Here is a 13,019-nt window from a genome sequence, read left to right as displayed (position 1 = left end):
ACCGTGCGACGCTTGCGGCCGACACGGACGGTCCGGGAGACCTCCCCCGTGCCCTTGCACACCGGGCACTGGACGGGCTTCGTCGCGGCGGGCTTTCGCGCGGCCACGGCGATCACTCCGCGACCGAGCGAGGGACGACCAGCGGCGAGACGGGTTCCTGAACGGGCACCGGCCGCACGAGCGGACGGAACGGCGCGAGGAACGGCAGTTCGGGGGTCAGGTGGGCGTACTCCCGGCAGACCGCCGCCGCTTCGTCCGGGGTGATCTCAGGGGTGCGGATGCGCGACCAGCCTCCGGAGGCGTCACCGGCGACCGCGACGCCCGGACGATCCGGCTGGATCGCGGTCACGGCGGACACGGCATCGGGAGCGATGTCGCCCAAGCCCATGTCAGCCGTCTGCTTGTCGTTGACACGGTGCACGATCCGGCCGGTGAGCTGGGCGCGCAGGGCGGTCGCGCCCCTGCCGAGGTCGGAGCCGAAGCGCTGGCCGCATGCCTCCAGATAGATCCCGATCGCGCGGGCCATCTGGCCGAGCCGGACCAGTTGTGTGACCGTGTGGTCGCGGGCCGCTTCGTCCTTCTTCGAGGTTACGAGGAACAGTTCCGCCACCTCGTCGATCAGGACCACCAGCGGCACCGGGCGGACATCGTCCGGCAGTGCCCACAGGTCGGAGACCCCGTGAAGGGCGAGCAGGTCGAAGCGGTCTTCCATCTCCTTGACCAGGGCGTCAACCATGCGGCCAGCGCTCTCGGGGTCGGTGGCCAGCGCGGACAGCCGGGGCGCGTAGGGGCGTTGTTCGACGCCACGCTTGCAGTCGATCCCAACCAGGGCGACCGGCAGTCGAGCCAGCCCCTTGACCAGGTTGCGCTGAAGCATGGACTTGCCCGACTGGTTCGCACCCAGGGTCAAGGCGTGCGGGATCTTGCGGTAGTCCCGCTCGAACACCGTGCCGTCCTCCCGCAGCGCGACCGGGACGACCAGGTCACGAGGCGTGGCCGAACGCGGCATCCGAACCCGCTTGAGCACGTCGTAGCCGGTCATTCGCAGTTCGACGTATCCCGGCTTGACCTCAGCCACGGTCACCGAACGGACACCCCAGGCGTGCCGAAGACGCTCACAGGAGGCGGCGACGTCGGCGGGTTCGAGGCCGGCGGGAAGACGCAAGGTGACTCGCAGGCCGGTCGAAGTCGGGCGGACCCGGCGCGCCTTCGGCGGCACCGGACGGACCTCCTGGCGGGCCAGGTTACGGGTCACGAAGGCTCGCATCCTCGACGGCTGCACCGTCAGCCCGCACACCTCCATCGTGGAGGAGTACGTCACGGTGAACCGACCCCAGGCGACCGGCAGGCCGACCAGCGACCAGTACACGCGCGGGGCACGCACCTTCGCGTAGCCGAGGCCGCCGGCACCGGCCGCTAAGCCCCCGGCCTCCAGCCACATGGACAGGTCCGTCATGGTCAGGCACCCACCGTGAGGGCGACCGCGCGGAACGAGATCCCGTGACGCTTCTGGCCGTTGAACTCGTTCTCCCAGTCACGGGCCTTGAGCCCGATCACCCGCACCGGCATGCCCGGCGCAAGGCCCTCCGGGACACCGGTCTCCGGAACGGTCACCTGGTAGAGGTTGCCCTCACCCTCGTCTGAGATCAGCAGGCCCACGGTCGAGAGGCCGGCACCGGTCTCCCGGTCGATGGCCCGCTCACCGGTCTTCTGGCTGACGACCTTCGGCACAGGCGCAGTTGCCACGAACACCACGGCGGTCGACACGTCAATCTTGAAGGACGGCATTATGGAGTCTCCCCTAGTGGGATGAGCCCCGGGCTGCGTTGTGATCTTGGCGGATGCACGTAGCCCGGGGTGTCTTGTTGTTCCGACACCACCGAAGCTACTCGCAGAAAAACTGCGAGTCAACAGAAAACCTGCGACTAGCAGAAGAAGTCTTCCTCTGCGAGACTGAATGCGACGAGAAGGAGGAGAAATGAACAACTTTGGTCTTTTTGTTCGCTTCACGCTTCGCGAGGGTGCAGGCGAGGCGTTTGACGCCCTGATCCGGGAGACCGCAGCGGGCATCCAGGCTCACGAGCCCGGCACGCTGGTGTACGCGTGCCACGAGGTCGAGGGCGCGCCCAATGAGCGGATCTTCTTTGAGCTGTACGCCGACCATGAGGCGTTCGAGGAGCACGAGCGTCAGCCCCACACGCGACACTTCCTCACGGAACGCACCAAGTACGTCGAGAAGACCGAGGTTGACCGGCTTCAGCCGTACGCCGGCAAGTACCCCACCGGAGCCGGGGCGTGACCGGGTCCGACACCAAAACACTCGGTCAACGAATCAAGGAGCTGCGCCGCGACGCAGGCATGTCGCAGAGCGACCTTGCCGCCGCGATGGGACGCTCCGAAAGCTGGGTGTCGCAGGTCGAGAGGGGTGTACAGCCCGTTGAGCGGTTGTCGGTCCTTCAGGCCCTGGCCGACGCACTCAACGTGCCCGTGCGCGAGGTGCGGCCGGATGCCGCGCCGACTGAGCAGACCCAGCCCGAGGAACCCCGCAGGAGCAACGACCTCGAAGGACTTCGGGTAGCCCTCACGGGGCACCCCGCCTTGGGCAGTCTGTTCGCGCAGCCACCGGCGGCCCCGATTCCTTCCTTGGCCGACTTCCGCCAGCGCGTAGAGGAGGCTTGGACGCTCGCGCATTCTTCGAGCTACGCGGCATTGAGCGAGCACCTGTCAGGGTTGCTTCCGAGCATCGAGGCAGCAGTACGCCACGCACCAGCCGGCGACCGCACGGAACTTCACTCCCTCCTCGCCAAGGCGTACCAGGTAGCCGCGGCAAGCTTCGCCCGGCAGGACCAGGGTGACGCGGCGTGGGTCGCGGCCGACCGAGCTCTACAGGCAGCCGAGCTTGCGGGCCAGCCGTTGGAGGTGGTGGCGAGCCTGTTTCGCATGGCGCACGCCTTCATGAGGCAACAGCACATGGAGCAGGCCGAGCAAGCAGCGCAGTCCGCCGCAGCCGTCATGGCACCGAGAGCGCAGGCCCCCACATGCCCGCCCGAGGAACTCTCACTCTTTGGTGCCATGAACCTCGTACTCGCAGTGATCAATGCGAAAGAAGGCAACCGAGGGCGGACCCATGAGCACATTGAGCGGGCGCGAGGAATCGCAGCCCGGTTGGGTGAGGATCGAAACGACTTCGACACCGAGTTCGGGCCGACGAACGTGGAGATCCACGCAGTGAGTACGGCTGTGGAGCTGGGGGACGCCGGATTGGCCTTGGAGGTGGCCCAGCAGGTTGACGCGTCGAGTCTCTCGCCTGAACGGCAGTCGCGTTTCCTGTTGGACGTGGCGCGAGCACACGCGCAGCGGCGACACGTCGGCGAGGCCACAGCCGCCCTCTTGGAGGCCGAGAGCTGGGCACCTGAGCAGATCCACGATCATCACCTAGCCCGTGAGGTCATCCGCGATTTGGTGCAGCTCTCCGAACCTCGTGTTCCCGACGCCCTGCGCAACTTGGCCGAGCGGAGCGCGGTTGGCTAGCCGATCTTGTTACAGATTTCCCTACCTCATCAAGCCCCGGCTGCGCTCCGCTCCGCCGGGCGCGCTCCCGGCTCCGCCGCGGGCGACGCTCCTGCCTCCGGCCCGCTCCGCCCGCGCTGCGCCGACGCGCGCCCACAGCGGGTAGGTCCGGGGGTCATGGGGTGATCACCGCAGGGCGGCAGCACGTCACAGCAGTGCCTCCGGCGGGGGCGCTCAGGCTCCGAGATGGCGGGGGCACCATCAGCGGGTGCCGGCCCGTGGAGGGCGTGCGCTGGAGGCTCCCATCCCGCCTGCCATCGACCCAGGCAGAGCCGAGCAGACACGGCCCCTGGCGTCCAGGTCGTTCGTACAGTGGCGCGCTCCACCTGGACGCCAGGAACCGCGCCCGCTCCACGGTGTGTGGGCCGACGGCAGACGGGATGGGAGCTGGGGTGAGTGGTGGGTTGAGGCGGGATCGCGCCCCAGGAAGGGGGGTGGCTACGGCCCGGATTCGAACCGGGGTTTCCGCGTCGGGGCGAACCCGAGCGCGACGTCTTAGGCCGCTAAACGACTCGTGACCAGGCGGATCGTACCGACTAAGCGACTGGCGAGCCCATCTTTTTTCGAGGGGTGACGCCTCAGGGCACGGGCTCGGGTCGAGCCCATCACCGGGCATGGATGGCCACCTGCGCCCCCGAGCATCGAATACGGCCAAATCGCGACCTACTGGGATCCAGTCAGATTCGCTCACACTCAAACACATGGGGGCGATTCGAGATCGTGACCAGTTGGCGTGCCATCGCTGCGGGGAGACCAGCCATGCCGTGCGTGAGCGCGGTCGGTTCGGCCTCATGGCGAGTTACTGCGAGGGGTGCTGGAACACCCTGGCCAACGAGATGGCCGAAGCCGATGGGGCCACAGCCGCACCCAGACCGGATCCCGACCCCGACGACGTGACATGGATCGAGCCACCACTTTGCCCCGAATGTGGCGCATTGGTTCGTATCTATCCCACCAACTACGACCGGTGGGTCAGTCTCGCCATGGTGGAGTTGCCCGCCAAAGACGTCCCAGAGGCCTTCAGGTGGCGTTTGACGAGACTTCCGGGACGATCCCCCATCCTCACGGATATCGTGGCCGTACGGGTCCGTGGAATCGATCCGCTACCGAGCGAACCCGTCGTGCCGGCTCACCGCATGATGTGCATCCCCGAGTGGGGTGAGCCGTAGCTCCCACGACAGTGAGCAGAGTGCCCGGCCCCGTGCCCTCTGCGTGTCTGATCGAGCAGCGACCGGCGGGGAGTAGCGGGGAACACCGGAGAGGCACCCGAGAACCCGCACGTCAGCAACTTGCCAGCTCAGCCCCGGTCCGCATACGCGATCTTCCAAACTAGCTACGCGGGTTCGATTCCCGTCGCCCGCTCTGTACGGCCCGGGCCGGGTCGGAGATGTACTTCTCCGACCCGGCCCTCGTCGCGTTCGGGCACATGTCCGGAACACGGCGAGGGCCGGCCTCAGAAGCTGATCGAGTTGATCGACTCCGCGAGGGAGTTGAGGAAGCGGTTGATCGACGGGGCCATGCCGGTCGAGGCGAGGAAGAAGCCGAAGAGGATCGCGACTATCGCCGGACCCGCCTTGATCGACCCTCCCCGGATCAGTACCACCAGGATGATCGCCAACAGCAGCACCACTGACAGTGAAATGGCCACAACTGATCACACACCCTCGATCGGTCCGCACTCCCGAGACCATCGTGCCACCAACCCGGCCTCCCTATGCGGCCCGTGACGCATCATCGCGTGGACCTTCCGAGCACGAGTGCCCCGTACGGCAATTCGAGGGCCCATCCGCAGTGAAAATCTGGGCAGTTGGTTTCCCTGTCCACACAACATGTGCGCAGGTAATTCGAATGATGGCCGCAGGTACGTCAACTACAGGCACACAACCGGCGTTATGCACCTTTTAGTCGGGATGAATCGTGACATCAAGGGCAGCCGTGAGGTACTCGGAGAGCAATAACGAGGAATGACCTGGGGGGTTTTACGAATACGCGCACGCGACGCTAGGGTGCCTCGAATGTTCTCCGCCGCTCCGTCTCTCGTTCCGAGCCAGAACGATCAACACGATCAACAAGATCAACGCGACGAACACGATCTGCACGATCCGTCCGGGGACAGATCCGCCGGGCAGCCGTCGCCACGGCCGGTCACCAAGCGTGACGCGTTCTTCGACAACGCCAAATACCTGGCGATCGTGCTGGTGGCGATGGGGCACACCTGGGAACCCCTCAAGGGCGACAGCCGGGTGCTCACGGCGGCGTACGTGCTGGTGTACACGTTCCACATGCCGGCCTTCATCCTCATCTCCGGCTTCTTCTCCCGCAATTTCGACGCGAGCCCCGGCAAGCTGAAGCGGCTGGTGACGGGCGTCGTCGTGCCGTACATCGTCTTCGAGACCGCCTACCCGCTGCTGAAGACGTACGTCGACGGCTCCCCGCAGGACATCAGTCTGCTCGACCCCTACTACCTGACCTGGTTCCTGTGCGCGCTGTTCATCTGGCGACTGACCACGCCCATCTGGAAGCTGGTCCGGTATCCGGTGCCGCTCGCGCTGGGCATCGCCATGCTGGCGTCCGCCACCCCGAACATCGGTGACGACCTGGACCTCCAGCGCGTTCTTCAGTTCCTGCCGTTCTTCGTGCTGGGGCTGAACCTGAAGCCGGAGCACTTCCGGCTGGTGCGCCGGCGCTCGGTCCGGATCGCGGCGGTGCCGGTGTTCGTCTTCGCGCTGGCCTTCTGCTGGTGGGCGGTGCCGCGCATGAACAGCGGGTGGCTCTACCACCGCAGCTCCGCGCAGGAACTGGGCGTGCCGTGGTGGGTCGGTCCCGTCATGCAGCTCGCCCTGTTCGGCTGCTCCCTGCTGCTGACCGCCTGCTTCCTCGCCTGGGTGCCGGGGCGCACGATGTGGTTCACGGCGCTCGGCGCGGGCACGCTCTACGGCTATCTGGTGCACGGTCTGCTGCTCAAGACCGCCGACTACCGCGGCTGGTTCGACCACCCGGCCCTGCACCGCCCGCTCGGGGAGATCGCCGTCACCGTCCTCGTGGCCGTCATCGTCACCCTGTTGTGCACCAGGCCCGTGCGGCGGGTGCTCGGGTTCGTGGTGGAACCGAAGATGGAGTGGGCCTTCAAGCGGGACGCCGCCGCACTCGCCCGCGAGCGCGCGAAGGCCGGCGTCTAGACGCGCCGGTCAGGGGGACAGGCCGAGGAGTGCCCGCATGTGGGTGTACTTCTCGGTCAGGCGGGTGCGGGTCGGCGGGTCCAGGACCGCCAGCCGGGCCGGGTCGGCGTTGTGCGCCAGGTCCGCCTCCTTCACCAGCCGCGCGCCCGGTGTGGCCAGGATGCGCGCCGCGTACGCCTCCGGCGTCTCCCCCGCCCGTTTGGTGACCGAGAGGACGACCGCCTTGGTGCGGTCGCTCAGCGCGGCGCCGTCCAGCCAGGCCGCGGACAGGGCGTCGTCCTCGACGGCGTCGTGCAGCCAGGCGGCCGCGATCTGGTCGGCGTCGCCGCCCCGCGCGCGTACGCCCTCCGCGACCGCCTGAAGGTGCTCGGCGTAGGGCCGGCCCGCCTTGTCGGTCTGCCCCTCGTGGGCGGCGCGGGCGAGGGCCTCGACCTCGGCCAGGGTGAGCATGGGTGTCCCCTTACGTCTCAGGAGAGTTCCGCCTCGGGAGAGTGATGTCTCAGGACAGCGGGGCCATCTGGGCCGTCGGGCCCTCGCGGCAGACCAGGAGCAGGGCGCGGTCGTCGTTGACGTCCTTCGCCACCGCCTCGATCAGGTGCCAGGCGGCGCCCTGGAAGCCGCCGGCGACATAGCGGTCGGCCTCGCCGGTGAGGCGGTCGATGCCCTCGACGATGTCCCGGTCGGAGGTCTCCACCAGGCCGTCGGTGAAGAGCATCAGCACGTCACCCGGGCGCAGGGAGCCCTTCACCGGGTCGAACTGGGCGCCGTCGTACACCCCGAGGAGGGGGCCCTCGGCGGCCTTCTCCTCCCAGCGGCCGCTGCCCGCGCTGAGCTGGAGGCCCGGCGGGTGGCCGGCGGAGTACAGCTCGTAGTCACCGGAGTCGAGGTCGAGGACCAGGTGGATGGAGGTCGCGAAACCCTCGTCCCAGTCCTGGCGGAGCAGATAGCCGTTGGCGGCCGGGAGGAAGGCGTGCGGGGGCAGGGAGCCGAGCAGGCCGCCGAAGGCGCCGGACAGCAGCAGCGCGCGCGAACCGGCGTCCATGCCCTTGCCGGAGACGTCGGTGAGGACGACCTCCATGGTGCGGCCGCCGTTGGTACGGGCCGCGACGACGAAGTCGCCGGAGAACGACTGGCCGCCCGCCGGCCGCAGCGCCATCTCGCGGTGCCAGCCGGGTGGCAGACTCGGCAGCTTGCTCTGCACGCGGATGCGTTCGCGCAGGTCGAAGAGCATGGTGCCGCCGCGCCGCCAGGGCACGCCGACCCGGCTGCGGAACTGGGCGATGAGCAGGCCGAAGAAACCGCATGCCGCGACGACGAGGACCACGCCGGGCGTCACGCGTGAGGGGCCCTCGGTGTAGGGGCCGAGCTGCACCGATTCCACGATGAGGGCCGTGGCCGCCGCCGCGTACAGACCGAGCAGGCTCGACGGGCGCAGCAGCAGGCCGCCGGCGACGATCGGCAGCACCAAGGCGGCCGGTGAGCACCACACCGAGTTGGCGAGCGTGGTGGCGGCGATGAGCGGGACGGTGAGCAGCAGGAAGGCAAGCGCGATCCAGTCGGAGCCGTCGCCGCGGAAGTAGTCCACGGCGCTTCTGCGCACGCCGGTGCGGACCCGGTGCATCCAGTGCTTCAACCGGGCCGCCAACGTCTCGGCTTCCGCGCGCCGCTGTCGTCCTGCTGCCATTAGTTCGGGACCCTATCCATCGAACCCGCCGCTTGGCACGGGAGGCCCCACTTGTCCCCCGTCCGAGGTTCAACTTCACAGTGAACTTCACGGAAAGCGCTCGCGCTGCCAGGAGGGAGAAATTCCCTGGCTCGTCCCGCAATGGACTGCTAGGCATGAGCCCATGACGACTGAGGCGAGGCGCGACGAAACCCCGGCGGCGGACGGCATGCGGGTGCTGCGGCGCGACGAATGGGACGAGTGGTACGGCACCCTGCTCCGCGCCTTCGGCGGGGTCGAGGAGCCGACCGAGGAGCGGGAGCTGTTCAGGGCGCTCACCCCGTACGAGCGCTCCCTCGGGGTGTGGGACGGCGGCGCGTGCGTGGCGACGGCCGGGGCGTACGACTTCCGGCTGACCGTGCCGGGCGGGGCGTCGGTGCCGGCGGCGGGCGTGACGATGGTCTCCGTGAGCGCGACGCACCGGCGGCGCGGGCTGCTGACGTCGATGATGCGGCGGCAGCTGGACGACGTGCGGGCCTGGGGCGAGGCGGTCGCCGTCCTCACGGCCTCGGAGCCGGCGATCTACGGGCGGTTCGGGTACGGGGCGGCGAGCTTCGGACTGCACGCCGAGATCGACACCGGCCGGGTGGCACTGTCCGTCCCGGCCGGTACGGACGACGTACGGCTGCGGTACGTCGATCCCGGCGCGGAGCTGGACGTGTGCGAGGCGGTGTACGCGCGGACCGTGCCCCGGCGGGCCGGGATGCTCGCGCGGCAGCCCGGGTGGGAGCGGCTGGCGCTGCTCGATCCGGAGAGCGGGCGGGGCGGGGCGTCGCCGCTGCAGTGCGTGCTCGCCGAGCGGGACGGCGAGGTGACCGGGTACGCCCGCTTCCGGATACGGCCCGAGTGGCGGGACAGCGGGCACAACGGTCAGGTGCTGCTCCAGGATCTGGCGGGGCTCGATCCCGTGTCGGAGGCGGCGCTGTGGCGGTTCCTGTTCGGGATCGACCTCACGACCTCGCTGAAGGTGCGGGGGCGGCCGCTGGACGAGGGGTGGCAGCATCTCGTCTCCGACATCCGGCGGTGCGAGCTGCGGATGCGGGACTCGTTGTACGTGCGGCTGGTGGAGGTGGGCGCGGCGCTGGAGGCGCGGACGTATCAGGCGCCGGTGGATGTGGTGCTGGAGGTCGAGGACGCCTTCTGTCCCTGGAACTCGGGGCGCTGGCGGCTGTCGGGGGACGCCAAGGGCGCGGTGTGCGGGCGTACCTCCGACGCCGCCGATCTCGCTCTGTCCGTACGGGAGTTGGGGGCGGCGTATCTCGGCGGGGTGAGCCTCGGGGCGCTCGGGGCGGCCGGGCGCGTACGGGAACTGCGGCGGGGGGCGCTGGCCGAGGCGGCGGTGGGGTTCGGGGCGGGCGCGGCGCCTTGGCTGCCGCACGGGTTCTGAGCGTCAGTTCTTCTGGCAGGTCGGGCACCAGAAGAGGTTGCGGGCGGCCAGGTCGGCGGTGCGGACGGTGTCGCCGCAGAGGTGGCAGGGCTGGTGGGTGCGCCGGTAGACGTACACCTCGCCACCGTGGTCGTCGACGCGGGGCGGGCGGCCCATCGCCTCCGGGGTGTGCTCCGGGCGGACCGTGTCGATGCGGTTGTTGCGGACGCCCTCGCGCATGAGGGCGACGAGGTCGGTCCAGATCGCGTCCCACTCGGCGGGAGTGATGGTCCTGCCCGCGCGGTACGGGTCGATGCGGTGCCGGAAGAGGACTTCGGCGCGGTAGACGTTGCCGACGCCGGCGATGATCTTCTGGTCCAGGAGGAGGGCGGCGATCGTCGTACGGCTGCGGGAGATCCGCTGGTACGCCCTCCGCGGTTCGGCGTCCTCGCGCAAGGGGTCGGGGCCCAGACGGTCGTGTATCGCCTGCTTCTCGGCGTCCGTGATGAGCGCGCAGGTCGTCGGGCCGCGCAGATCGACGTACGACGTGGCGTTGGCGAGGCGTAGTCGGACCGTGTCCGTCGGCGGGGGCGCCGGTGCGTCACCGAAGGCGACCTTGCCGAAGAGTCCGAGGTGGATGTGGACCCAGTCGGTGTCGCGGAAGCCGAGGAAGAGGTGCTTGCCGTGGGCCTCGGTGCGGGTGAGTTCCGCTCCGCTGAGGAGTTCGGCAGCGTCGGAGAACTTGCCCTGGGGGCTGGTCACGCGCGATGCCGTGCCGGAGAAGCGGTCGGCGTAGTCCGACGCCAGCCGGTGGATCGTGTGCCCCTCTGGCACGGCGCGTGTTCCTTCCAGCCCGCGGGGGGCGGTCAGTCCTGCTGCGGGTGGTGCGCGGGAATGGCCGGCAGGTCACCCGTCGTCTCGTAGTCCGCGAGCATGTCGATGCGGCGGATGTGCCGTTCGTCCTCGGAGAACGGGGTGGCCAGGAAGGTCTCGACGAACTTCGTCGCCTCGTCCTGGGTGTGCATGCGGGCGCCGACCGCGACGACGTTGGCGTTGTTGTGCTGGCGGCCGAGGGACGCGGTCTCCTCGCTCCAGGCGAGGGCGGCACGGACGCCCTTCACCTTGTTCGCCGCGATCTGCTCGCCGTTGCCGGAGCCGCCGATCACGATGCCGAGGGAGTCGGGGTCCGCGGCCGTCTTCTCCGCGGCGCGGAGGCAGAAGGGCGGGTAGTCGTCCTGGGCGTCGTAGATGTGCGGGCCGCAGTCGACCGGGTCGTGACCCGCCGCCTTGAGCCATTCGACGAGGTGGTTCTTGAGTTCGAAGCCGGCATGGTCCGAGCCGAGATACACGCGCATGGGATGAGTGTGACACGGGTGTCGCGGGGTAGCAGCGCCGGGTGCCGCGTCCGAAAACTGTGAGCACTGCTACAGAAGCTCAGGAAAACCTCAGGTAACGATACGGAATCAAAGGTTCCCGAATCCATTCACCTCAGATTCACTGGACCGGCTCGTACGCCCCCCCACCCTCTCGTACGCCCCCCGCCCCCACGATTCACCTGATTCCGCTGCTTCCCCCGTATTCCGCTGTTTCCCCCGTTTCCCTCCACGCGGCGCAAAGGAAGACCCTCCCCATGACTTCGCAGCCGACCCTCACCCAGGCCGACCGCGGCCCCGGAGGTCCCGGAGAACCCGGTCCCGGACTTCAGGCAGGGCTCAAGAACCGGCATCTGTCGATGATCGCCATCGGCGGCGTCATCGGCGCCGGACTGTTCGTCGGTTCCAGTTCCGGAATCGCCACCGCCGGACCCGGCATCCTCCTCTCCTACGCCCTCGTCGGCACGCTCGTGGTGCTGGTGATGCGGATGCTCGGGGAGATGTCCGCGGCCAATCCGACCTCCGGTTCGTTCTCCGCGCACGCCGACCGAGCGCTCGGACGCTGGGCCGGATTCTCCATCGGCTGGCTGTACTGGTTCTTCTGGGTCGTCGTGCTCGCCGTGGAGGCCACGGCCGGCGCCAAGATCCTCGAAGGGTGGATCCCCGCCGTCCCGCAGTGGGGGTGGGCGCTCATCGTGATGGTGGTGCTGACCGCCACCAACCTCGTCTCCGTCGGGTCCTACGGCGAGTTCGAGTTCTGGTTCGCCGGGATCAAGGTCGTCGCGATCGGCGCGTTCATCGTCATCGGCGGTCTCGCCGTCTTCGGCGTGCTGCCCGGTGTCGACAGCGACAAGGCCGGTCTCGGCAACCTCACGGACCACGGCGGCTTCCTGCCCAACGGGCCCGGCGCCATCCTCACCGGCGTGCTGCTCGTCGTCTTCTCCTTCATGGGCAGCGAGATCGCCACCCTCGCGGCCGGCGAGTCCGAGAACCCGCAGCGGGCCGTGACCAAGTCCACGAACAGCATCATCTGGCGGATCGGCGTCTTCTACCTCGGGTCGATCTTCGTCGTCGTCACGCTGCTGCCCTGGGACGACGCGTCCATCAAGGAGCAGGGCTCCTACGTCGCCGCCCTCGACTCCCTCGGGATAGCGCACGCCGGTCAGATCATGAACTTCATCGTGCTGACGTCCGTGCTGTCCTGTCTCAACTCCGGCCTCTACACGGCCTCCCGCATGGCCTTCTCGCTCGGTGAGCGGGGCGACGCGCCGAAGGTCTTCGCCCGGACGACGAACCGTGGCGTTCCCCTCGCGGCGATCGTCGCCTCCGTGGTGTTCGGGTTCGTCGCCGTCTTCTTCAACTACCGGTTCCCGGACTCGGTCTTCCTGTTCCTCGTGAACTCCAGCGGGGCCGTGGCCCTGTTCGTCTGGCTCGTGATCTGCTTCTCGCAGCTGCGGATGCGGAAGATCATCCAGGCCGAGGCGCCGGAGAAGCTGGTCGTGAAGATGTGGCTGTACCCGTACCTGACCTGGGCGACGGCCGCACTGATCGTCTTCGTGCTCGGTTACATGCTGACCGACACGGAGGGGGAGAGCAGCGGGCGGACGACCGTGCTGCTGTCGTTGCTCGTCGCGGCGGTCGTGGTCCTCATCGCCTTCGTGAAGGAGTGGGACGGGCGGCAAGGACGGCGGTCCTCCGCCGTCGGCGCGGGCGAGGCCATGGCACAGGCCCAGGCCCAGGCCAAAAACAAGGTCGAGGGCAAGGTCGAGTAGTTCTCGGGAGCCGATGTGAAAGGGGTCCGCTGCAGC

General features: G+C 68.7%; 13 protein-coding genes and 1 tRNA gene. 6 read left to right on the top strand and 8 right to left on the bottom strand.

Features of this window, described 5'->3' with window-relative positions; all coding sequences use genetic code 11:
* Positions 1-112: 112 nt before the first annotated feature.
* Complete coding sequence (locus B5557_RS29215) at positions 113-1,456, bottom strand: FtsK/SpoIIIE domain-containing protein (protein ID WP_079662254.1); 1,344 nt, start codon at positions 1,454-1,456, stop codon at positions 113-115.
* Positions 1,457-1,458: 2 nt separating this feature from the next.
* Positions 1,459-1,788 (bottom strand): SCO3933 family regulatory protein, encoded by a 330-nt coding sequence (locus tag B5557_RS29210; protein ID WP_079662253.1) that lies wholly within the window; start codon positions 1,786-1,788, stop codon positions 1,459-1,461.
* Between the two features lie 190 nt (positions 1,789-1,978).
* Between B5557_RS29210 and B5557_RS29205 the strand changes: the two genes are divergently transcribed.
* Together B5557_RS29205 and B5557_RS29200 are read left to right on the top strand one after the other, a co-directional pair.
* Entirely contained in the window at positions 1,979-2,299 is a 321-nt protein-coding gene (locus B5557_RS29205; protein WP_079662252.1) for a putative quinol monooxygenase, read from the top strand.
* Positions 2,296-3,531 carry a helix-turn-helix domain-containing protein gene (locus B5557_RS29200; RefSeq protein ID WP_079662251.1) on the top strand — a complete coding sequence of 412 codons (1,236 nt, stop codon included), beginning with the start codon at positions 2,296-2,298 and terminating at the stop codon, positions 3,529-3,531. The genes B5557_RS29205 and B5557_RS29200 overlap by 4 nt, the downstream gene beginning before the upstream one ends.
* Positions 3,532-4,005: 474 nt before the next feature.
* Here the strand turns inward: B5557_RS29200 and B5557_RS43935 are convergent.
* Positions 4,006-4,090 (bottom strand) — tRNA-OTHER (locus B5557_RS43935).
* Positions 4,091-4,184: 94 nt separating this feature from the next.
* On the opposite strand from B5557_RS43935, the gene B5557_RS45995 reads away from it, so the two are divergent.
* Positions 4,185-4,739 (top strand): DUF6083 domain-containing protein, encoded by a 555-nt coding sequence (locus B5557_RS45995; RefSeq protein ID WP_331716800.1) that lies wholly within the window; start codon positions 4,185-4,187, stop codon positions 4,737-4,739.
* A gap of 284 nt (positions 4,740-5,023) precedes the next feature.
* On the opposite strand, the gene B5557_RS29190 is transcribed toward B5557_RS45995, so the two are convergent.
* Positions 5,024-5,218, bottom strand: coding sequence for a hypothetical protein (locus B5557_RS29190; RefSeq protein ID WP_079662250.1), 195 nt, complete (start codon positions 5,216-5,218; stop codon positions 5,024-5,026).
* A gap of 367 nt (positions 5,219-5,585) precedes the next feature.
* Here B5557_RS29190 and B5557_RS29185 point away from each other — a divergent pair, with 367 nt between their 5' ends.
* Positions 5,586-6,749 (top strand): acyltransferase family protein, encoded by a 1,164-nt coding sequence (locus B5557_RS29185; protein WP_079662249.1) that lies wholly within the window; start codon positions 5,586-5,588, stop codon positions 6,747-6,749.
* A gap of 9 nt (positions 6,750-6,758) precedes the next feature.
* On the opposite strand, the gene B5557_RS29180 is transcribed toward B5557_RS29185, so the two are convergent.
* Together B5557_RS29180 and B5557_RS29175 are read right to left on the bottom strand one after the other, a co-directional pair.
* On the bottom strand, positions 6,759-7,199 hold the full coding sequence (locus B5557_RS29180) for an HD domain-containing protein (RefSeq protein WP_079662248.1): 441 nt from the start codon (positions 7,197-7,199) through the stop codon (positions 6,759-6,761).
* Positions 7,200-7,248: 49 nt separating this feature from the next.
* Complete coding sequence (locus tag B5557_RS29175) at positions 7,249-8,433, bottom strand: PP2C family protein-serine/threonine phosphatase (RefSeq protein WP_079662247.1); 1,185 nt, start codon at positions 8,431-8,433, stop codon at positions 7,249-7,251.
* A 163-nt stretch (positions 8,434-8,596) separates the two neighbouring features.
* On the opposite strand from B5557_RS29175, the gene B5557_RS29170 reads away from it, so the two are divergent.
* Positions 8,597-9,859: a GNAT family N-acetyltransferase gene (locus tag B5557_RS29170; RefSeq protein ID WP_079662246.1), complete on the top strand. Its 1,263-nt coding sequence runs from the start codon at positions 8,597-8,599 to the stop codon at positions 9,857-9,859.
* 3 nt (positions 9,860-9,862) lie between these two features.
* On the opposite strand, the gene B5557_RS29165 is transcribed toward B5557_RS29170, so the two are convergent.
* Both B5557_RS29165 and B5557_RS29160 read right to left on the bottom strand, forming a co-directional pair.
* Positions 9,863-10,672, bottom strand: a complete 810-nt coding sequence (locus B5557_RS29165) for an Fpg/Nei family DNA glycosylase (protein WP_079662245.1) — start codon at positions 10,670-10,672, stop codon at positions 9,863-9,865.
* Positions 10,673-10,704: 32 nt separating this feature from the next.
* Complete coding sequence (locus B5557_RS29160; protein WP_079662244.1) at positions 10,705-11,193, bottom strand: ribose-5-phosphate isomerase; 489 nt, start codon at positions 11,191-11,193, stop codon at positions 10,705-10,707.
* A 275-nt stretch (positions 11,194-11,468) separates the two neighbouring features.
* Here B5557_RS29160 and B5557_RS29155 point away from each other — a divergent pair, with 275 nt between their 5' ends.
* Complete coding sequence (locus B5557_RS29155) at positions 11,469-12,983, top strand: amino acid permease (RefSeq protein WP_079662243.1); 1,515 nt, start codon at positions 11,469-11,471, stop codon at positions 12,981-12,983.
* The last annotated feature ends 36 nt before the right edge of the window (positions 12,984-13,019 follow it).

This window comes from Streptomyces sp. 3214.6, from assembly GCF_900129855.1.
In the GTDB taxonomy this organism is placed as follows: Bacteria; Actinomycetota; Actinomycetes; order Streptomycetales; family Streptomycetaceae; genus Streptomyces; species Streptomyces soliscabiei.
Note: the sequence above shows the minus strand (reverse complement) of the source record. Positions and strands in the feature narration are given on the sequence as shown.